The 21,631-nt window shown below is 47.2% G+C and carries 20 protein-coding genes; 16 read left to right on the plus strand and 4 right to left on the minus strand.

Annotated elements, in window-relative coordinates; all coding sequences use genetic code 11:
- Positions 1–5: 5 nt before the first annotated feature.
- From rluF to MKY22_RS04405, 6 genes are all read left to right on the plus strand, one after another.
- Positions 6–701 carry a 23S rRNA pseudouridine(2604) synthase RluF gene (rluF, locus tag MKY22_RS04380; protein ID WP_023467446.1) on the plus strand — a complete coding sequence of 232 codons (696 nt, stop codon included), beginning with the start codon at positions 6–8 and terminating at the stop codon, positions 699–701.
- 47 nt (positions 702–748) lie between these two features.
- Entirely contained in the window at positions 749–1,630 is an 882-nt protein-coding gene (gene rarD / locus MKY22_RS04385; protein ID WP_341086937.1) for an EamA family transporter RarD, read from the plus strand.
- Between the two features lie 16 nt (positions 1,631–1,646).
- Positions 1,647–2,531: an EamA family transporter RarD gene (rarD, locus tag MKY22_RS04390; protein ID WP_290777459.1), complete on the plus strand. Its 885-nt coding sequence runs from the start codon at positions 1,647–1,649 to the stop codon at positions 2,529–2,531.
- A 75-nt stretch (positions 2,532–2,606) separates the two neighbouring features.
- Positions 2,607–3,272, plus strand: a complete 666-nt coding sequence (gene deoC / locus MKY22_RS04395) for a deoxyribose-phosphate aldolase (RefSeq protein WP_035409273.1) — start codon at positions 2,607–2,609, stop codon at positions 3,270–3,272.
- A gap of 137 nt (positions 3,273–3,409) precedes the next feature.
- Positions 3,410–4,384, plus strand: a complete 975-nt coding sequence (locus MKY22_RS04400; RefSeq protein ID WP_341086943.1) for a BMP family lipoprotein — start codon at positions 3,410–3,412, stop codon at positions 4,382–4,384.
- The gene (locus MKY22_RS04405) at positions 4,381–6,030 is read left to right on the plus strand and encodes a methyl-accepting chemotaxis protein (RefSeq protein ID WP_341086945.1); all 1,650 of its coding nucleotides are present in this window, start codon (positions 4,381–4,383) and stop codon (positions 6,028–6,030) included. The genes MKY22_RS04400 and MKY22_RS04405 overlap by 4 nt, the downstream gene beginning before the upstream one ends.
- A 64-nt stretch (positions 6,031–6,094) precedes the next feature.
- Here the strand turns inward: MKY22_RS04405 and MKY22_RS04410 are convergent, their stop codons facing one another.
- Together MKY22_RS04410 and MKY22_RS04415 are read right to left on the minus strand one after the other, a co-directional pair.
- Positions 6,095–7,342, minus strand: a complete 1,248-nt coding sequence (locus MKY22_RS04410) for a murein hydrolase activator EnvC family protein (RefSeq protein ID WP_341086947.1) — start codon at positions 7,340–7,342, stop codon at positions 6,095–6,097.
- A gap of 334 nt (positions 7,343–7,676) precedes the next feature.
- Positions 7,677–8,426: an SDR family NAD(P)-dependent oxidoreductase gene (locus MKY22_RS04415; protein WP_035409264.1), complete on the minus strand. Its 750-nt coding sequence runs from the start codon at positions 8,424–8,426 to the stop codon at positions 7,677–7,679.
- A gap of 136 nt (positions 8,427–8,562) precedes the next feature.
- On the opposite strand from MKY22_RS04415, the gene MKY22_RS04420 reads away from it, so the two are divergent.
- The 3 genes from MKY22_RS04420 (at position 8,563) to MKY22_RS04430 (ending at position 10,334) form a co-directional block, all read left to right on the plus strand.
- The gene (locus MKY22_RS04420; protein WP_035409261.1) at positions 8,563–8,997 is read left to right on the plus strand and encodes a YkvA family protein; all 435 of its coding nucleotides are present in this window, start codon (positions 8,563–8,565) and stop codon (positions 8,995–8,997) included.
- 130 nt (positions 8,998–9,127) lie between these two features.
- Entirely contained in the window at positions 9,128–9,691 is a 564-nt protein-coding gene (locus tag MKY22_RS04425; protein ID WP_341086949.1) for a DedA family protein, read from the plus strand.
- A gap of 13 nt (positions 9,692–9,704) precedes the next feature.
- Positions 9,705–10,334, plus strand: coding sequence for an HAD family hydrolase (locus MKY22_RS04430; protein ID WP_341086950.1), 630 nt, complete (start codon positions 9,705–9,707; stop codon positions 10,332–10,334).
- An 85-nt stretch (positions 10,335–10,419) separates the two neighbouring features.
- Here the strand turns inward: MKY22_RS04430 and MKY22_RS04435 are convergent, their stop codons facing one another.
- Positions 10,420–11,478 (minus strand): PTS transporter subunit IIC, encoded by a 1,059-nt coding sequence (locus MKY22_RS04435; protein ID WP_341086951.1) that lies wholly within the window; start codon positions 11,476–11,478, stop codon positions 10,420–10,422.
- 188 nt (positions 11,479–11,666) lie between these two features.
- On the opposite strand from MKY22_RS04435, the gene MKY22_RS04440 reads away from it, so the two are divergent.
- Positions 11,667–12,662 (plus strand): NADP-dependent oxidoreductase, encoded by a 996-nt coding sequence (locus MKY22_RS04440; protein WP_050678356.1) that lies wholly within the window; start codon positions 11,667–11,669, stop codon positions 12,660–12,662.
- Between the two features lie 59 nt (positions 12,663–12,721).
- On the opposite strand, the gene MKY22_RS04445 is transcribed toward MKY22_RS04440, so the two are convergent.
- On the minus strand, positions 12,722–12,886 hold the full coding sequence (locus MKY22_RS04445) for a hypothetical protein (RefSeq protein ID WP_023467459.1): 165 nt from the start codon (positions 12,884–12,886) through the stop codon (positions 12,722–12,724).
- A gap of 287 nt (positions 12,887–13,173) precedes the next feature.
- On the opposite strand from MKY22_RS04445, the gene MKY22_RS04450 reads away from it, so the two are divergent.
- From MKY22_RS04450 to MKY22_RS04475, 6 genes are all read left to right on the plus strand, one after another.
- Positions 13,174–15,798 carry a glycosyltransferase gene (locus tag MKY22_RS04450; RefSeq protein WP_341086954.1) on the plus strand — a complete coding sequence of 875 codons (2,625 nt, stop codon included), beginning with the start codon at positions 13,174–13,176 and terminating at the stop codon, positions 15,796–15,798.
- Positions 15,795–16,799, plus strand: coding sequence for a class I SAM-dependent methyltransferase (locus tag MKY22_RS04455; RefSeq protein WP_341086956.1), 1,005 nt, complete (start codon positions 15,795–15,797; stop codon positions 16,797–16,799). The genes MKY22_RS04450 and MKY22_RS04455 overlap by 4 nt, the downstream gene beginning before the upstream one ends.
- A complete protein-coding gene (locus tag MKY22_RS04460; protein WP_341086957.1) occupies positions 16,694–18,010 on the plus strand; it encodes a glycosyltransferase family 4 protein in 1,317 nt (438 codons plus the stop codon). The genes MKY22_RS04455 and MKY22_RS04460 overlap by 106 nt, the downstream gene beginning before the upstream one ends.
- Entirely contained in the window at positions 18,007–19,260 is a 1,254-nt protein-coding gene (locus MKY22_RS04465; RefSeq protein ID WP_341086959.1) for a glycosyltransferase family 4 protein, read from the plus strand. The genes MKY22_RS04460 and MKY22_RS04465 overlap by 4 nt, the downstream gene beginning before the upstream one ends.
- A 278-nt stretch (positions 19,261–19,538) precedes the next feature.
- Complete coding sequence (locus MKY22_RS04470) at positions 19,539–20,831, plus strand: nucleotide sugar dehydrogenase (RefSeq protein WP_341086960.1); 1,293 nt, start codon at positions 19,539–19,541, stop codon at positions 20,829–20,831.
- A complete protein-coding gene (locus tag MKY22_RS04475) occupies positions 20,828–21,628 on the plus strand; it encodes an ABC transporter permease (RefSeq protein WP_029341022.1) in 801 nt (266 codons plus the stop codon). Before MKY22_RS04470 ends, MKY22_RS04475 begins: the two co-directional genes overlap by 4 nt.
- The last annotated feature ends 3 nt before the right edge of the window (positions 21,629–21,631 follow it).

Raw genomic sequence — 21,631 nt, forward strand, 5'->3', positions numbered from 1 at the left:
CATTCATGCGAATCAACAAATTCATTAGCGAAACAGGCTTTTGCTCAAGACGTGCTGCCGATAAACTGATCGATGCAGGTCGTGTGACGATCAACGGTCTGACAGCAGAACTCGGCTCGCAAGCTGAAGAAACGGACGTCGTCGAAATCGACGGTCAGCCGCTCCAGACAAAACCAAAACCTGTCTACATCGTCTTAAATAAACCAGTCGGCATCACGTGTACGACAGAGCTTGATATCGAAGGAAACATCATCGATTTCGTCAATCATCCGAAGCGGATTTTCCCAATCGGTCGCCTCGATAAAGATTCAGACGGCTTGATTCTTTTGACGAATGACGGTGATGTCGTTAACCGGATCTTACGAGCAGAAAACAATCACGACAAAGAATATATCGTAACCGTCGATGCACCAATTACGGATACGTTCATTCAAGGGATGGCGAGTGGTGTTGACATTCTCGGTACGACAACGAAGGAATGCATCGTTGAACCACTTGAGACACGGACGTTCCGGATCATTTTGACGCAAGGATTAAATCGTCAGATTCGCCGTATGTGTAAAGAGTTCGGCTACCGAGTTAAGCGTCTCCAACGCGTCCGGATCATGAATATCGAGCTTGGCGATTTACCGATTGGTTCTTGGCGTGATTTGACAGAAGAAGAATTACGCGAGTTGTTTACGACGCTTGACGGGCAATAAGGTTCAATGAAAGTCGCCACTGGCGGCTTTCTTCATACATAAGGGGGATGACCGTGGATAAACGGGGTATGAGTGCGACATTCGTCGCCTACGTGATTGGTGGACTGTTGCCGATCTACAAAGTATTTGCTGCTGGTATTCCAGCATGGACGGTCGTTTCAATTCGGATATTGAGTGCGTTCATCTTCGTGACGTTGTTACTACGCCTGACGAAGAAATTCCAATTCGTTCGTCAATTATGGCAAAACAAACGCCAGCGCTATACCGTGCTTGCGGCAGGGCTCGTATTAGGTGGGAACTGGTCGCTCTATCTGTATGCCATCGGGGAAGGCTATATCGTTGAGTCGTCACTCGGGTATTACATCAATCCGCTCGTCAGCGTCTTGTTCGGCCTGATCTTTTTTAAAGAACGATTGACGCGTCCGCAAGTGATCGCGATTTTATCAGCAATCACCGGTGTGATGATTTTAACGCTCGGTTATGGTCAATTTCCGATCATCGCCTTCTCACTTGCCGTTTCGTTCGCGTTTTACGGTGTACTAAAGAAAAAGGCAGCAGCCGAACCATTATCCGGATTATTTTTAGAGACACTCGTCACGCTTCCGTTCGCTCTCTTGACGCTTGGTGTGACAGATAGTCAACCGCTTGCGATGCCGACGAGTGCATTGATTGCGATCATCATGCTCGGAATCGCAACAGCAGTCCAATTGATGTTATTCGGATACGGAATGCCGAAAATCCCGTTCGTCTACGTCGGGATTCTCCAATACATTGCCCCGACGCTGACGCTGCTCCTTGGAATTTATCTATTTAATGACGTCTTTACGACGATTCACTTCATCGCTTTCCTGTTCATTTGGATTGCTGTTGCTCTCTTTACGATCAGCGGTTTATCGGCAGGGAAAATGCGAATGAAAAAGGTATCATAATGAAAGAGGGGATTACGTGAATCTACCAGGATTCTTTGCGACGCTTGTCGCGTATATCATTTGGGGACTCTTACCGCTCTACTGGAAGATGCTCGCCAATGTACCGAGTGAAGAGATACTGGCACACCGGATCATCTGGTCATTCTTATTTCTGCTCATCTTATTATCATTTCAAAAAGCGCTTGGGAAGTGGAAGACGGCGCTGCGCGATCCGTTCACGCGCCGACTCTTTTTCTTAAACGGACTGATCATCAGTCTGAACTGGTTCATCTATATCTGGGCCGTCAATCACCAATTCATTGTCGAGGCATCACTTGGCTATTATATCAACCCGCTCGTCAGCATCGTCTTTGGTGTCTTCTTCTTTCGGGAAAAGCTTTCACGGATCGAGTGGATCTCGATTGTCCTTGCAACGATCGGTGTCTTGATTTTGACGATTGGCTACGGCGAGTTTCCATGGATTTCGATCGCACTTGCCTTAAGCTTCGGCTTTTACGGCGTCGTCAAAAAGCGGCGACCACTCGAATCAACGGTCAGTCTGACGCTCGAGACGATGGCGCCGCTTCCGCTTGCTTTAATTTTCCTCGGCTATTGGCAAGTACAAGGGACGTCTTCGATGACCGAATCTGTCGGTACGACGACCGGACTCATCTTGACCGGGATTGTCACCGCTGTTCCACTTTTGTTATTCGGATTCGGGGCACAACGGATTCCGTTCACATGGGTCGGATTCCTCCAATTCGTCGCACCAACCTTGTCGCTTGGACTCGGTGTTTTGCTCTATCATGAACCGTTTACTAAAACACACATGGTGGCGTTTACATGTATTTGGACAGCAGCGATTGTCTTTACACTCAATGGAGTCTGGATTCGAAAAAAACAGCTTCGAAAAGTCGCGTAAAAAGATAGAAGTCAGACCTCTTGCGTGATAGAATAATATCAGAGTCAAAGGGAAGCCTTAAGGAGGATAACAATCATGAATTTAGCAGGAATGATCGACCATACGGCACTGAAGCCAGAAACATCACGTGCTCAAATCGAAACACTCTGTAAAGAAGCATTAGAATACAAATTCGCAAGCGTCTGCGTTAACCCGACATACGTCGCGTTAGCATCAGAACTCTTAAAGTCAGATGATGACGTGAAAGTATGTACAGTCATCGGGTTCCCACTTGGAGCAAACACGCCAGAAGTGAAAGCATTCGAAACAAAGGATGCCATTCAAAACGGTGCAACAGAAATCGATATGGTTTTAAACATCGGCGCACTAAAAGATGGAAATCTTGAGTTAGTAGAACGTGATATTCGTGCAGTTGTCGAAGCGGCGAACGGTACGCTCGTTAAAGTCATCTTTGAAAACTGTCTTCTTACAAAAGAAGAAATCAAAACAGCTGCTGAACTTTCAGTTAAAGCAGGTGCTAACTTTGTGAAAACATCAACTGGTTTCTCAACAGGTGGTGCAACAGTCGAAGATATCCGTCTCATGCGTGAGACAGTCGGTCCTGATATCGGTGTTAAAGCGTCTGGTGGCGTTCGTGACTTCGAAGGTGCAAAAGCAATGATCGATGCAGGTGCATCACGCATTGGGGCTTCAGCAGGAATCGCAATCGTTACTGGTGGTACGTCTGATAGCGACTACTAAGAATATGTCACATGTCCCTCTTTTTTAGAGGGGCATGTTTTTTTGTTGTGGGATTATTCTGAATTTGGATTTTGTATTAAAAAGTCAGACATCGTTTCCGATAATCAGATGTAGAATGTCGGAAGGGTGTGGAATGAATGAAACGATGGAGTGGAATCATACTGGCATCGACACTAAGCCTTGCAGGATGCGGTAGTGTCATCGATGATCCAGAACGGGCAGTCAAGGAGCGAAAAGAAATGGCGGTCGTCTTATCGGATGTTGGTCTTGGCGATCAATCATTCAGCGATGCAGCGATGAGCGGTATGGCGTTGTTACGGGAGAAGGAAGGCTGGTCGATCGATTACCGGGAATTAAACGAAACGAAGACCTATAAAACAGCATTTGAAACGTTAGCGAAAAAGAAGCCGACCGTTATCGTCGGACTCGGCTACATGGGGCAGACAGATCTTGAGACCGTTGCTAAAAAATATCCGAAACAACAATTCGCCTTGATTGATGCCGTCTCGACGTTACCGAACGTACTCTCGGTTACGTTCAAAGAGGACGAAGGAAGCTACTTAGCGGGTGCCGCTGCAGGAATCCAAACCAAGACGAATACGATTGGTTTCGTCGGTGGGATGAAGTCGCCTTTGATTGAGAAGTTCGAAAAAGGATACATAGCTGGCGCTAAAGCCGTCAATCCGAAAACAAAGGTACTCGTCGAATATGCGGAGGACTTTGCGGCGCCCGAAAAGGGACGGACGCTTGCAAACGAAATGATGCAGAAAAAGGCAGACGTGTTATATGCAGCTGCTGGGTTAACAGGGAGCGGCGTCCTTGAGGCAGCGCAAACGAAGGGGAAAAAAGCTATCGGTGTTGATAGCGATCAGACCCCGATCGCGCCTGACGCAGTCATGACGTCGATGCTAAAACAAGTTGATCTTGCGATTACGAAAATCGGACAAGATGTGGATGCAAAAGGACTCCAATCTGGACAAGTCGTCCTTGGTGTCAAAGAAGGGGCAATCCAGTTGGCTCCAATCCGTAATACGAACTTTACGGACGGGGAACGAAAAAAATTAGAGCAGCTGCAACAAGATGTGCTCGAAGGTAAGGTGACGATCCAATGACGTTACGGAAACGATTTTTACTCTCAACATTAGTGACGATTTTGAGTGTCGTCATCTTGATGGGATGGACCTTGTTCCAACTCCGTCAAATTCAATCCTATGACGAAGACTACGGGAAACAACTCGTTGAAATTTCAGAACTCGAAACGAAGCTCTTATATGAACAGGCAGCATGGAACCGACTGGCAAGCCAACCGTCTGAGAGTCAGGCGGAGCAGGTTCAGGCTCTTAGTAGGAAGAACGAGCAAGCTTTGAATCAGCTACAGAAGACATATTTGATTCCAGCGTTTCAAGAAGAGTTGAACCGGGCGGATATGAAGTATAAGACGCTCGCTGCAAAACGGACGGAACTGACGGACGCGGTGAATCCGATTGACATTCGCTCCCATGCTGCACGAATCGAAGGTGTCCTTAGTGATCTCTATACGTTACATACGAAAAATGGGGAGTTTTATGATGTCTTACAACGTGAGGAAAAAGACGAGACATTGAATTTGACGCGGACCGTCCTAATCGCGACATTCCTCCTCCTGATTGGTCTAGCGTTATACAATTGGTACTTCGCACGTAGTATCACGCGACCGATCTGCCGTGTCGTCCGGACAGCAGAGCAAATTTCGGATGGAGACTTGTCACAGGAACTGGTCGTATCCGGTCGAAAAGATGAGATTGGTCGACTCGAGACGGCTGTTGCGCAGATGCAAGGAACTTTACATGAGGTCATCGGAACGATCAGTCGCTCGTCGAACACGATTCGTCAGATGAGTACGGAAGCGACGACGGAGAACGCGAACATCGTCGAAGTTTCTGGTAACATGACCCATGCGATTAATGAGATGGCGAGTGGTACACAAACGGTGTCGGACGATATCCAGACGACAGTCAGTACGATGTCCGATATGCAACAGCTCTTCGAGGAGAGTGAACAACGTGCACAAACCGCTTATGCAGAAGGACAAGCGGCCGATCACGTGATGGTTCAAAGTAGTTCCGTCATGGAACAGCAAGCACGGTCACTTCGCGCGTCAACAGAACAAAATCGCGAACTCGGTCAGAAACTGGAAGGTTTCTTAGAACAGACGAAACAAATCGAGCAGATGGCACAACTCGTCGCGGGAGTCTCTGCGCAGACGAATTTATTGTCACTCAATGCGGCTATCGAGGCTGCACGGGCTGGGGAAGCCGGTCGTGGATTTGCCGTCGTGGCAAGTGAAGTCAAAAAGTTAGCGGACGAGACAAATGAGGCGACACGCTCGATCTTCTCACTCGTCCGTTCGATTCGTCAGGACGGGGCTGTCTTACAAGAAGCACTCGTGCAAGCGGAGCGGGAGCAGACGAACCAGGTCGAGAACTTTACGCACGTCCAGCAAGCATTCGGTGAGACGCGTCAAAAAGTAGCGAGTGTGACCGAAACACTCGATTATGTGACGAAACAACTCGTACATTCGAAACAACAAGCCCGCCATGTCGTTGGTCAAGTCAGTACAGTCAGTGGCGTCATGGAAGAACTTGCAGCCGGAAATGAAGAGATCGCTGCTTCGATGCGTGATCAACAGGCCTCGTTCGAACAGATTCATCAATTGATGCAAGAACTCGAATCGACGACGACGTCGCTTGACAGTCAGACACATCAATTTAAAATTTAATGAACATAGCAAAAAGTGCACGCTTTCTCGGGAAGAGAAGGCGTGCACTTTTTCTTGAATCGACTTAGAAGAAGCTTTCTGGGTCGAGCTCATTCGTCCGTCCATTCGCATCATACTGGTATCCACCATCGTGGATTTCAAAATGCAAGTGTGGACCAGTCGAGTTACCGGTGCTTCCGAGAACACCGATTTGCTGTCCTTGTTTGACTTGTTGTCCCTGTTTAACGTTCAAGGCATTCATATGGGCATACACGGTCGTATACGTTTTTCCGTCGATATTATGAGAGATATAGACGTGGTTGCCGTAAGGACCACCGGAACTTGCTAAGATGACTGTTCCATTTGCAGACGCAACGATTGGCGAGTTGAGTGGACCAGCGAAGTCGGTTCCATTGTGGTACGCATAACCATTACTTCCGCTCGCTGCACCCATTCCTTGCGAAACAGAGCCTTGAGCAGGTTTGATGAATTTACCTTTTGCTTTTGAGATGACTTTCGTGCTGGCCTTGCTAACAGATGCTGGCACTGCCGATTGTTTTGCAGCTTTTGCTGCAGCTGCTTTCGCGGCACGTGCTGCAGCTTTTTCTGCCTCTTCCTGTGCCTTCAGTTGGGCCGATGCCTCTTTCAGGCTAAGGATACTGGATTCGATTTTTTTCTTTTGCGACGTCAGACGTTTCAGAAGTGCTGTTCGCTTTTGTTTTTCTTGTTTTAATTCACGTTGTTTCTTTTTTAAAACATTACGATCTTCAATCAAGTCTTGGCGTGTCTGCTTCAGTTCTTCTTTCGCAGCTGCCAATTCCTTTTTGTTTGATTCGTAATCTTTTAATAAAGAAGCATCGCTTTCCGCGATTGTATTGAAGGCATTGAAACGGCTAATCATATCACCGACATCTTTTGCGCCGAAGACGGCCTCAAGCAGCGGAGCGTTATCGGCTTTCGACTGACGGACCGCTAGACGATCACCGAGCATTTTTTCTTGTTTCTTGATTTTCTTTTGTAACTTCTCGATTTTATCTTCTAATCGAGCAATCTGTTTCGTGTTTTCGTCGATTTTCTTTTGATTCTCGACGACTTGTAATGTCAGCCCATTAATCTGTTGATCCAGGGCGTAGACTTGTTGCTGTGCTTTAGATAATTGATTCTTTTTTTGAGACAACGCCTCGCGTTGCTTCGATTGTTGTTGCTGGTTTTGTTGTTGCTTTTCTCTATATGAACTTGCTGCGTCGACGGGAATTGTCGTCATGAGCGGACTTGCGAGTAAAGTGAGTGTCATGAGCGATAGCCCGAGTGACTTTCCGAAAGGTCGTTTCATAAACTAAGCGTCATTCCTTTCCCTTGTGAAGTGTTACCTATCCCACTCTAACAAGAAAATCGGAAAATCCACTTTACAATTCTTTTAAAAAAATACAAGAGAAGCTAGCAGAAAGTATGAAGAATTTATGAAAATAATGATGCGTGAACAGAAGAATAAATAGAATATGTTGATATGAAAGGAAAAATCATTATGTAATTGATTGATTTCCGAATGATGTCAAAAGATATATTTTTGTAACATCGTATAAATAGAAGGTTTATTAATGTTTGAAAAAGGTATAAATATAGTTTTTGTGAAACGAAAAAGTGCCCTGAAAGGCACTCCATCCGAATCATTCTTCATAAATCATCTTTCGTGTCATCCCACCGTCTAGGACCAGTGTTTCGCCCGTCAAGAAATCGTTATCCGGGTGTGTTAGATAGAGAGCCGCACGAGCGACATCACTTGGTTTTCCGACGCGACCAGCTGGATGTTGACTATGATCTTCAGGTGATAATTCTTGATAGTCACCGGTTTCAATCCAACCAGGAGCAATCGCGTTGACGAGAATTCCGTCTTCTCCGAGTGAGACAGCAAGTGCATGGGTCAGAGCAAAAATGCCACCTTTCGTCGATGCATAAGATTCTGTATGCGGTTCCGACATGAAGGCGCGGGTCGAAGCCAGGTTGACGATCCGACCACCACTTTTACTTTGTTTCAAATAAGGTGTAGCGGCCTTAGTCGTTAAAAAGATACTACGCAGGTTCGTATGATGAACCCGATCCCATTCCTCAAGTGACAATTCGAGTAAGGGTTTTCGAATCATGATACCGGCGTTATTGATGACGATGTCGATACGACCAGTATGTTCAATCGCTTTCTCAATCAACAGTTGAACGTCTTTTTCGTGTTGGATATCGAGGTGATAGAAGTAAGCCGTCCCACCATCTTCTTCAATTTGTTGAACTAATTCGTCTCCTGTCATCTGATCGATGTCAGCAAGAACGACATTTGCGCCATGCGCAGCGTAGGTGCGGGCGAGTTCTGCACCAATGCCATTCGCGGCTCCCGTAATGATGACGGTTTGATTAACATGATTCATAAAAATCATCCTTTCTGTAACGCTTCTCTCCCTTTTTTACCGTTCCATCATATCCTGAAACCTGACAGGATTATCATCCGTAGGAACAGGGAAGTAGAAAAGCGTCGAAGTTACTTTAGAATGGGGGAAAATAGGAATGAAATTCTCGAATCAACAATTAGAAAAACAACAAAATCAATATGCCGAAGATGCAAAAGATTATATTGATCGCCCGAAAAAGACGAACTCGCTGTTACAACGAGCAACTGCAAAGGTAAACGGGAACTCTCGTTTGTCCGTCGTCTTTTCACCGTTGACGTTGTTCGTCGATATGATTCGCGCGTACCAGTCAGGTGAATACCGTAACATTCGTCGTACGACGATCTTAAAAGTAATCGGCGCATTGGTTTATCTCGTGTCACCAATTGACCTCGTACCTGATTTCGTACTCGGATTTGGATTTGCAGACGATATCGCGGTCATCCTTTTCGTCACGAAAACAGTCTTTGAAGAATTGACACGTTTCAGCGACTGGCAAGATGAACAACAAAAACGTCGTACGCAACCATTGCAAAGCGAGGATGCGTATTGATCAAATAGATGATCCGAGCGACTTCACACAAGAAGTCGCTCTTTCTGATGTAAAAAGAGCCGTTTCCTGTACGCCTTCTTGAAATTTCGATACACTAGAAATAGTTGGTAAAGAGAGAGGGAGGGCGAAAATGGGACACCACTGGATGGAATCATACGGTTATATCGGGATCATGATGACGCTCATGTTTCCATTCATACCGAGCGAAGTACCGCTCGCGTATGCAGGATATCTCGTGCATACGGCACAGGCGAATCTGCTATTCATGGTGTTCCTTGCTGTAGTAAGCTTCGTCATTAGTCAGAATCTTTTTTTTACGATTGGACAGTTCGGGAGTGAACGGTTATTGAATCGTTTATTCAAATGGTTTCGGATTTCGGAAACAAAAATGCTCCAGTTTCAGACGCAAATGGAGACGAAAGGACGCTATATTCTTCTTCTTTCTCCGATGTGGCGTATCGGATTTGCGATTGGTGCCGGTCTGACTGGTGTTTCACGCTGGACGTTTACCGTCGTGACGACGATTTCCTTTTTCCTCTGGTCGACGCTCTTCATTTGGGGCGGGAAAGCCGTCGGGCATGAATGGCGAAAATTGCATCACCTCAATCATCCGATAGTTTGGATTGGTTTAGGCGTGTTGATTACGATTGGCTATTTGATTCAGAAAAAGAGAAAAGCAAAAAAAGAGATCTAAAAGGAGTGGGAACATGGCAATTATCTTATTCGATATTGACGGTACATTGATTGACTCAACGGAACAAATGACAGAAGCAATCCATCGGGCGATGGAGGACATGCCGCATCTTCCAAAACCTTCGCAAGAAAGTGTTCAGGCAAGCTACGGTCTTGCAGGAAGCGCCTTTTGGCGAAAAGCGATTCCGGAAGCCTCAGAAGAGGATATTCGGTTGATTCGAAAAAAAAGACATGGTCACCTAGAAGAGACGATGGCAGAACAGAATGTCTTGTTTGACGGAATTCGATCCTTATTAGAAGCGCTAGTGTCTGCGGGACATACCATTTCAACAGCGAGTAATTGTGGCAACCACTATCTTAACCTTGTGCTGGATAGCCAGAAAATTCGTTCGTTTTTCACGAGTCCGAAATGCTTAGAATCCGTCAAAGGGAAAGAAAAAGCGGATATCTTGCGAGCACACCGTGAGGAGTTTGGGGAAGAGTCCTACTGGATGATCGGGGATCGGTCTTCCGATGTTGAAGCGGCCCGTAAGGAAAACATGCCGGTCGTCTTATGCCAGTATGGTTTTGGGACACAATCCGAGTGGGATTCGGCGGACCATGTCATCGAGACACCGCTTGACTTACTGACAGTGATCAAATAAATGCACAAAAAAGCCAAGTTCGATCCGTCGATTTTTTAGACGGTCGGCTTGGCTTTTTTGTGATGAAAGAACGCTAACGATGAACTTACTCAAAATCCAGTCGGTATGGCTCTGCACTCATCCATGGACGGAATCTCCGGAAGAGCAAATGGAACAATAGACAAAGAATGACGGGCAAGACGATGAATAATCCGAGAACGAATGTCATGTTGAACAATGTCCAGCCTCCTGACATCAGATGTAACGCATTGATCGGACCGATTAATCCAGACATCCCGAAACCGGCACTGAACGGTGTACCTTGGACGCCGAGCATTCCTGCTAGTGCGCCCAGGATAGCAGCACTACACATGACAGGTAGGATCATCAAGGGATTACGGATGAAGTTCGCCATCTGGATTTTAGGAGAACCAAGAAAATGAGCAATCGACGTTCCGCGCGAATTGGCTTGCCACCCGGCAATTGCAAGACCGAATCCGGCGGCACAGACGCCTAGATTCGCAGCTCCGGCGGCAACACCTGACAAACTGATGGCTGTCGCAATACCGACCGTTGAAAGCGGAGAGACGATCAGTACGGAAAAAGTAATCGCAATCAGAATACCCATTAAGACGGGTTGAAGTGCCGTAAAGTCTGAGATGACATGTCCGATCGCTGTCGTGATCCGTGTCACGAATGGATACGTCAATACACCAATCCCACCGGCACCGACAATCAAAATCGTTGGCATGACAAGCACCGTATACGTCTTGAAACGTTCACCGATCAATAAGACGATTGCCGTCGCAACAGCTGCCGTCAGTCCGGCATTGATGACGTCGCCCGTGCCGACGAAAACGAAGGTCGCATCTGCACGAGTTGCAACGCCTGAGCCAACGACCGTCGCGAGTCCAATCGACGTGGTCGCAATCGGTGTCACTTTAAATTGCATGGCTACGGCAACACCAATCATCATCGGCAAAAGGCGCATCGCGAGTGTGGTGGCATCTAGAACATGCTGGGCACCGGATACGTATGGCAACAATGCCTTAGCGAGTTCACCGAGTAGTGCTCCTGGAATAAGGGCAACGAGAATTCCGATACTGAGTCCGTTTAAAACATGAACGGCGAATTGACGCGGCTGACGCAAAATAGATGAATCCATACAAGTCCTCTCCTTATGTAACGCTTTTGTGCATAACAGTATAAAAGATATGAATTGTGTTTTATCTTACGGCAAGAACAGAAGGACGTCAAGAAAAAGTTAGAAAATTCCAAACAAGCAAAGGATTCGTCTTTCAGAAACGGAATTGTTACAGTGAAGAAGTACATTGAATGAGGAGGTCATGAATCATGTCAGAACAACGTATCGTATTAGCAGCACGACCAAACGGAAAACCAACAGGGGAAACATTCCGCTATGAATCATTCGAGTTAGCAGAGCTGAAGGAAGGACAAGTCGCACTAGAGTCACTCTATATCTCGGTCGATCCATATATGCGGGGTCGTATGAACGATGCGCGTTCTTATTCGCAACCATTTGAGATTGATGAACCGATTCACGGAGGTGTCGTAGCACGTGTCATCGAGTCTAAAAGTGAAGGGCTCAAGTCAGGTGATGTCGTTGTTGGGATGCTCGATTGGGCAACAAAAGCAGTCGTCGATGCAAAAACCGTTCGTAAAATCGATGAGCAGATCGCACCTATTTCAACAGCACTCGGTGTTCTCGGAATGACAGGGATGACAGCGTATTTCGGATTGCTTGATATCGGGAATCCACAACCAGGGGAAACGGTCGTCGTATCGGCAGCAGCAGGGGCTGTTGGATCGATCGTTGGTCAAATCGCTAAAATCAAAGGCGCACGTGTCGTCGGAATCGCAGGAAGTGACGAAAAGTTACAACACTTAAAAGCAGATCTTGGTTTTGATGAAGTCATCAATTATAAAACGGAAGACATCCGGGAAGCGTTAGACCGGACATGTCCAGACGGCATCGATGTCTATTTTGAAAACGTCGGTGGGGAAATCGGTGATGCAGTTCTTGATCGACTCAATCCATTCGCGCGGGTACCAGTCTGCGGTGCCATTTCTGGATATAACGCACAACAGGACATCGGTCCACGTGTTCAATCGAAATTAATCATCGCGCGTGCGCGCATGCAAGGTTTCTTAGTGGGTGATTATGGCAAACGATTCAAGGAAGCGGCTGAGCAACTTGGTCAATGGGTTAGTGAAGGGAAGTTACAATACGAAGAGACGATCTTTGAAGGATTCGATCGTGTACCAGATGCGTTCCTCGGATTGTTCGATGGTTCAAATACAGGGAAACTATTAGTAAAAGTGAAGTAAACATGCCAAAAGAGGTTGCGGGAATCATTTCCGCAACCTCTTTTTCTATGGCGTGAGATTCATGAATCTTTTCGATCACGCTCGAGCTCTTCTGGATCAGGATCCGGATGTTGTGTCTCCGCAGGCTTGATGCCGGGATCGGATGTCTCAGCTGGATCAGGATCCGGGTGAAGACCAACGTCTGCCTTTTCATCTGGTAAATCATGATTTTTTTCGTTTAACATGTCCAGTCATCTCCTTTTATCAGTACGTAGTAATGTTTCCCCGTTTTTTAAATACAAAACAATCAGGGTGCATAGGATTCGTTTTTGAAAACATGTGAATGACTTCCACGGACAAGAAAGTGAAAGCGGTCGATTTCCTAGGAAATACAGGTTGACTGAACTGGAATGTAAGGAAAATCCAAAAAAGCTTCATGAAGTCTTTACAAAAACCTTGCAAGTCCTTCAAGTAGTCTTTGAACTGCTTCCGTAGACTAAGAAAGAGTTGAAAAGAGGAAGGGTGTTTACGTGTGAGTGATCAAAAATGGAAACGACAAATCATGCAACAACTGAACTGGGTCCGCGAAGAGAAAAAACGGCTGACGAGTGCGACGACCGCAAGTAAAGATGCACTCGAAAAACTCCGTCAGTTAGACGTCTTGCGACTGCCGACGGTTCGAACTTCTAATAACACGACGACACGTTACCGACAAAATAGCCAAGCTTCACTACTAGATCAATTGGATGTCTCGGAGACCCCGGTCCGGACGACGACGCGTTACTATGAAAAGCGACCAATCGAGATGGCGATCGTCTGCTCGGAATTCATGTACGCCTATTATGAAGATGCTGTTCATCTTCACTACGTCAATGCGCATACATTCGAAGAAGTTTTCGAGCGCGAGATTGATCTCTTTTTAGTCGTCTCTTCATGGAAGGGGTTACGAGGAGACGATTGGAAAGGTGTCGCCACACCGAATTCAAAGAAACGCCAACGACTGCTTTCGATGATGCAGGAAGTCAAAGCCAAAGGAATTCCAGTCGTTTTTCAATCGACGGAAGATCCGAGCAATCATGAACGGTTTCAAGACGTGGCGCAAGCTGCCGATTATGTCCTGACTTCAGATGAGGCGATGATTCCTGAATACCGCGTCTTATGTGGTCATGATCGGATCATGGCGATGCCGTTTGGTGTCAATCCATTGATTCACAATCCGATCGGAGCGACACGTAGCCGTAAAAAAGGCGTTTTATTTGCCGGTAGCTGGATGGCGAAATATCCGGAGCGCGTGAAAGATACGGAGATGTTGTTTGATGGGGTGATGCAATCCTCGCACGAACTCGATATCGTGGACCGGAATTATCATCTCGACTTACCAGCCTATCAGTTTCCGGAGCGCTATCAATCACGGGTCGCACCAGCGATTCCTTATGTTGCTTTACAACAAGTCAGTAAATGTTACGACTGGGTCTTGAACCTGAATAGCATCAAATACAGTAAAACGATGTGTGCTCGTCGCGTCTATGAATCGCAAGCACTCGGGAATTTGATCCTGTCGAATTACAGTATCGCCGTCAACAACGAGTTTCCGAATATCTTCACCGTGCATGACGCACAGGAGGCGACGGCGATCGTAGAACGTACGTCGCAAGAAGAAATCGAACGGCTACGAGCAGAAGGACTTCGTGCCGTCATGACGGAACATACGGTCTTCGAACGGATGGATCAGATTCTAGCGTTCATTGGACGAGTACCTGAGACACGAAAACATCGTTTACTCATCGTTGTCGCTCAAGACGGGGAAGCCATTCGTGACGTGATTGATCGCCAAAGTCTCACACCAGACGAAATCGTCTCAGCGGATATGTTGACGGAGCAAACCTATGATCAAGCCGATCTCGTTGCTTGGATGGATGGACAGGAATCTTACGGTGAATATTATTTAGAAGACCTCGTGAATGGCTTTAAATATAGTGATGCCAGCATCGTCCGAAAGGGAAGCAAGCATCCGTATCATGTACAAGAGATGAGCGGTAGCCGAAACGGTGCGATCGTTTGGCGGTCAGCTATCGGATATGACATGTTCCAGGCAGATGAACTGAACGGAAAAACACTGTTGCTCGATCAATTTGAGTGGAACGAGCAGACGGTAGTTCCGACGAATCAGACCCCGCAACTGTCGGTCGTCGTTCCGATCTATAACAATGGAAAACACCTCACGTATAAATGTTTTGCCAGTCTAACGCGGATGGATCGATTCATGGAGTCGGAGATTTTACTCGTAGATGATGGATCGACGGATGTTGCGACACGTCAAGCCGTAGAGCGTCTCGCGCGACGCTATGGAAATGTCAGAACTTATTTCTTCGAGACAGGCGGAAGCGGTAGTGCTTCACGTCCGCGTAACAAAGGAGTCGAGATGGCACGAGCTGACTATGTGACGTTCCTTGATCCGGATAACGAGGTACTCAGTGATCGATATGCCTTTTTGCTTCAAGAACTAGAAAAAGATCCATCACTTGATTTTGTGGCAGGGCATATGAAAAAGCTTGCCGAGAAGACGAGCATCATCGCATTGCCGACGATTCGTAAACAAGGACGAACGGTTTGTGAGGATCCGAAAGCTTTTCTACTGAAACATCGGTTTGCGGTACAAAGCATTCAAGCACTCGTCGTCCGTCGTACCTTCCTGCTCGAGCATCAATTGGAACAGGTCGTAGGTGCGGTCGGTCAGGACTCCTTGTTCTTCCAAGAATTGATGCTTCGCGCGAACCGTGTCTTACTCGTCAATCGAGTCATCCATTATTATTACGCAGCCGTTGCAGGGTCAACCGTGAATGCATTGACGGTGAAATTCTTTGAACGAAGTGTCGTCCGAGAACGAGCACGCGCTGAGAAATTCGCTCGCTATGGAGTGCTAGAGGAATACAAGGAGACTCGATTCGAGCATTTCTTTGAGCATTGGTATCTTGTCAAGTTACGCTACTGCAGTGATAAGGATTTTGCACCGAGTGTCGCATTATTACGCACGATCATCGGATTCTATGAACCAATCACGTTGACGAACCCGTTGATCCGTCAATTCATGGAGCTTGCAGATCGACAGGAGACGGATCGACTTCAACACTTATTACTCGAGGAGGTGCAGAAATGACGGCATCGATGAAAACAGCACGCCCCAAGGATCAAATCCGAGCTGCCTACTACGATCAGTTAGGCGGTGGATTCGGTAAAAAAGTCCGCGCGCGTGTTCACTGGATCGTTCGACAAGCAAAAGGAGAGCACATTTTAGATATCGGTTGTTCGGGTGGAGTCGTCCCGATTTTGCTCGGACGCGAAGGGAAACATGTCATCGGGATCGATGTGTTACCAGAAGCGATCATCGAGGCCAAACAAGCGTTACTAGAGGAACCAACATCCGTTAAAGAAAAGGTGGAATTACATGAAGCAAATGTCATGACGTACACACCTGACATTCAATTCGATACAGTCTTGATGACGGAAGTACTGGAGCATATCGGGGAGCCGGAACGCTTCATCGCCCGTGCCGTCTCGTTCATCGCACCAGAAGGACGACTCGTCATCACAGTTCCATTTGGAGTGAACGATTATGCGGATCACAAACGGACGTATTATTTAAACCGACTGCTTGAACAGTTGACACCCTTCGGTAAAATCGAGACGGTCGAGCGGATTGATAAGTGGCTAGGGATCACGATTCAAGTCTATCCGGAACCTCGGTCCGGTCGATCGATTTTACCGGCGGAAGTCGAATGGCTCGAGGATGCCTTTGAAGAGGTGGAACGATTGCATCTCGCAACGATCATTGATTTAAAACGTAAGCAACAGAATCTAGAGCGAAAAGTGCAGCGATTAGGAGAACAAACGGACCGATTGGAACACGCTCAAGTCGAATTGCTACGTCATGAACAGCAACTACAGGAACAGCGTGAACAATACAAGATGCTCGAAGAACAATATGCCGTACTGCTTGATCGATTCGAAGGATCATTGGTGGCAAATCTGGAATTGCTGGAGGCGAATGCATCATGGAAATCAAAATACCGCTCACTCACGCGATCAAAGCTCGGAAAAATCGTCGTCCGCTACTGGAAGTTCCGACGTCAACTCAAGCAGCGCCGGAGTCGTCGATGAACGTCTTGATGATTTGTCAAAATTTCTATCCGGAAATCGGGAGTGCGGCAAACCGAATGAAGAATATCTTCAAACGGATGGAACAAGCCGGAAGTGACGTCCATGTGTTGACGTCAGAACCGCTCTATCCGACGGCAGAACTTTATACGGACTCGATGTTCTGGGATGAACCGAGCCTTGATACGGCACATGTAACCCGTATCCAGCCGCGTGACATCCGGGCGACGAATAATTTATGGCGGCGTCTTCGTTTATTCGTCGAACAATTCGTGCTCGCGGTAAAAGAGGTGCGACATGACCCGAAATCCTATGCCTACATCTATGCGACGACGCCATCCATCTTCATGGGACTCGTCGGGGTCGTCGCGAAACACGTCAAAAAGGCTCCTTTGATTCTCGATGTACGTGATTTATGGCCGGAATCATTGATTGGCGTCGGCATCACGAAATCGCGTCTCTTATTGACGCCGCTCTACTGGCTTGAAAAGTGGATGTATCGTCAGGCAGATCAATTGGTCATCAACAGTGAGGGGTTTCGATCATATATTGAAGGGCGGGGCATTGCACCGGAAAAAATTCATTATATCCCGAACTCGATCGAGGAAAATGAGTGGTTGATCAAACGCCGAAAAGTATCGGAACAAGTCCGCGTCGTGTATACAGGAAATATCGGTCTCGCACAAGATGTGTTCTTGTTGCTTGACGTCGCACAGGAACTTCAACAAGAGGAAGATATCTGTTTTCAAGTCGTCGGTTACGGCTATCACAAGCAAACGTTCGAACGACTCGTCAAGGAACGTGGATTGACGAATATCGAGTTTCTTGACGCGATGCCACGCTGGGATGCGTTGAAACAACTCGCGAAGAGTGACATCGCCTTTGCGACACTCGTCGAAAGTACAGCGTTCGATACAGTGACACCAGGAAAGATCATCGACTACATGGCGATGGGCTGTGCCATCGTCGGTGCGGTATCCGGTCATGCGGCGCATGTCATCGAAGAAGCAGGAGCCGGTTACGTGTCTGTCCAGCGGAAAAAAGAGGAGATCGTCGATCATATTCTCGAGTTATCACGAAATCCAGAGAAACGTGCAACGATGGGACGGGCGGGTGTGGATTACGTCCAACGCCATTTCGATTGGGAACAAAATGAACAGCGCTTATTTGAAGCCATCGAACAAACGCAGTCACGAAAGGCGGTCGCAGAATGAAGCGCATTGGAATGTTTGTTTGGAATCCGTTTACGAATGACGCCCGTGTCTTACGTGAATGTACGGCACTCGTCGAAGCAGGACACCGCGTGGACCTATACTGTCTAAATGACGGCACACTTCCAGAAGTCGAATACCCGATGTCAGGGTTTCGCGTCATTCGAATCGACCGGACGCCACCTTTTGCGAGGTGGCTCCCGTTCTTTCGCAAACGGAAAAAACGGACCCTTGCTATCGGCGTGATGGGTGCGCTTCTTGCGCCGTGGCTCATTCCCGTGATGCTCGTGCTCTTTTTACTCATGCGAAGTCGATTCATCCGTTACGCCCTATATAACAGTTTCGGCATTCTTCGTATGACACGTGCTGCCAGGAAGCATGATTATGACGTCATGCATGCGAACGATGTCAATACGTTACCACAAGCGATTGGGGCGGCGCGTGGTGCACAAATCGTCTATGACTCGCATGAAGTCCAGACCGATCGGACAGGATACGGAAGCATGCAAGGGAAATTAGAACGCTGGTTGCTTCGATTCGTCGATCAGACGATCGTTGAAAATGACACGCGTGCAGATTATCATCAAAAATTATATGGAACTCGACCATCCGTCTTGCACAATTATCCGTTTTACGAACCGATTGTTCCACAACCGCGACCGTTACGCGAAGAGTTAGCACTCGCATCAGACGAGCCGATTTTGTTGTATCAAGGCGGGATTCAGGAAGGTCGTGGACTGGAGCGACTCATTGAAGCGATGCCGTTCATCGATCGAGGAACACTTATTTTCGTTGGAGATGGCAAGTTAAAAGGGAAACTGATGCAACTGGCTGCGCAATCATCGGAAAAGTCTCGTATCCGCTTCATTGAGAAGGTTCCGCTTGCTGAACTACCCAGTTACACGGCAGCGGCGACGGTCGGCTTTCAAGTCCTTCAGAACGTTTGCTTCAATCATTATTCCGCTTCGTCGAATAAACTATTCGAATACATGGCGGCGTTGATTCCTGTCATCGCGGCCGACTTACCAGAAATCCGTCGTGTCGTCGAGACGGAAGGAGTTGGATTAATCGTCGATGTCGAATCCCCGCAGAGTATCGCCGAGGCGGTCAATCGTCTAGTGAAGGATGAGAACTTGCGACGGGCGATGCAGGAACGAGCAAGCGTAGCAAGGAGACAATACAACTGGGAGCAAGAAAAAGGTCGACTTCTTGCTGTCTATGACTCGATTTTCATGGAATCGGGCGCAAAATAAGAAAAATAGTCAACGACTCGAAGGGAAATCCACGTGCAATGAAGGCGGATTCCTGACGAGTCGTTTTGTTTCATTCGAATAGACACGAAGGATTCGCGAAAGCTTCATAAGATTTACAAAAACGATAGAAAACACTGGAAATGTAAGGTCTGTGAAGAATGGTTTAAGAGATGGTTAGAAGCATTGGAAAGCAAAGGAAATCTCGTTATGGTCTAGTTACAGCCAAGCCACAGACCGTTCGTTGGCTAGTATGACTAACTCGATGGAGGAATGACAAAATGAAACTTTGCACAATCGGACTAGGATATATTGGATTACCTTCTTCTGCGATGTTCGCGGATCATGGCACGGAAGTCGTAGGTGTCGACATCGATCCACAAATCGTCAATCTTCTGAACACGGGAACGATTCATATTGAAGAACCAGGACTCGAGGATGTCATCAAACGAGTCGTCGCGAACGGAAAATTCCGAGCGACACTTACGCCAGAACGAGCAGATGTCTTTTTAATCGCCGTTCCAACTCCTAATTTAAACGATACGTATAAATCGTGTGATTTGAAATATGTCATTTCAGCGGTTAATAACATGCTACCCTTCCTTGAAAAAGGGAACGTCGTCATCGTCGAATCGACGATTGCGCCACGAACGATGGATGATCATGTCCGTCCCTTAATCGAAGCAGCTGGATTTACGATCGGTGAGGACATTTATGTCGTCCATTGTCCCGAGCGTGTATTGCCAGGACAAATCTTACATGAACTTATCCATAATAACCGAATCGTTGGTGGATTGACGCCAGCGTGTGCGGAGGCAGGTGCTGCCGTTTACGAAACATTCGTTCAAGGTGAAATCGTCCGGACAGATGCGAAGACAGCCGAAATGTCGAAGTTGATGGAGAATACGTTCCGCGATGTCAACATTGCTCTCGCAAATGAATTGACGCAAGTATGTCATCAGCTAGAGATCAACGTCTTAGATGTGATTGAGATGGCGAACATGCACCCACGGGTGAACTTGCATCATCCGGGACCGGGAGTGGGTGGTCACTGTCTCGCAGTGGATCCGTACTTCATCGTCGCAAAAGCCCCATCGCTTGCTCGCATCATTCATACGGCACGACAAACGAACGTTCAGATGCCACAATTCGTTGCCGAACAAGCAGCGCATCTCGTCGGTTCGCGTGTCCGTCCAAAAATCGCTGTCTTTGGTGTCACGTATAAAGGAAACGTCGACGACATGCGCGAGAGTCCAGCTGTCGAAGTCATTGAACAATTACTCGACCGTGGACTTGACGTCGCTGTCTGTGATCCGCACGTCGAACGCTCGATTTCGACACGTTTCGAACTCGTCGATGAGCTGGAGGCGATTCAAGGCGCCGACCTAGCGCTTGTCTTAGTCGACCACGATGAATTCAAACAATTCGATTCACGTCGTCTCGCAAACTACATGCGGACACCGTTACTCTTTGATACGAAAGGGATCGTCAATGAGCTCGACGCTGTCAAAGTCCTGAACTTCGGTAATTTGCATACGCACCGCGTGACGGAAGTGGATGCGAAAGCGATATGAACGCGTTACGAACGATTGGGGGAGAGTTGAAGGATCATCTATATCTGATCTTTCGGCTCTCGCTTTATGAAACAAAGAGTCAATATAGCATGCAATACCTTGGTTGGTTTTGGGAGATCATGACGCCACTTCTCCAAATCGGTGTCTACTGGGTCGTATTCGGCTTCGGGATTCGTGGTGGTCATCCAGTCGATGGAATTCCGTTCGTCTTTTGGCTCGTCAGCGGATTGATTGCTTGGTTCTTCATCGGCAGTACGATTCCAAGTGGTTCCCGGTCGATTTATGGTCGGGTCGCTCTCGTCTCGAAGATGCACTTTCCATTGAGTACGATTCCAGCGTATGTTATTTTGGCACAATTCTACCGTCATCTCGCGATGATTGCTTTGACGATCATTTTAGGGTGTGCCTTCGGTTATTTCCCGGGATGGCATACGCTTGAACTCCTTTATATCGTACCGGCAGGCGTCGTATTCCTATATGCGGTCTCCTTATTGTTATCCGCACTTGCGACGATGATTCGAGATGTACAAAACATGGTGACATCTGCGATCCGCATGCTGATGTATTTGACGCCAATCATGTGGATTCCGCCAGATCACTCGTTATTCAAGATGTTGTTGATGCTAAACCCACTCGTTTATTTGATTGAGGGGTATCGGTCCGCACTCATCGGAACCGGCTATCTGCTCGATCATATGTGGTACGGCGTGTACTTCTGGTGTATGACGCTCGCAATCTTACTTGTTGGAGCATCGATTCACATTCGATTCCGACGCTATTTCATCGATTACGTATAGGAG

It is taken from the genome of Exiguobacterium sp. FSL W8-0210 (assembly GCF_038006045.1).
Taxonomy (GTDB): domain Bacteria; phylum Bacillota; class Bacilli; order Exiguobacteriales; family Exiguobacteriaceae; genus Exiguobacterium_A.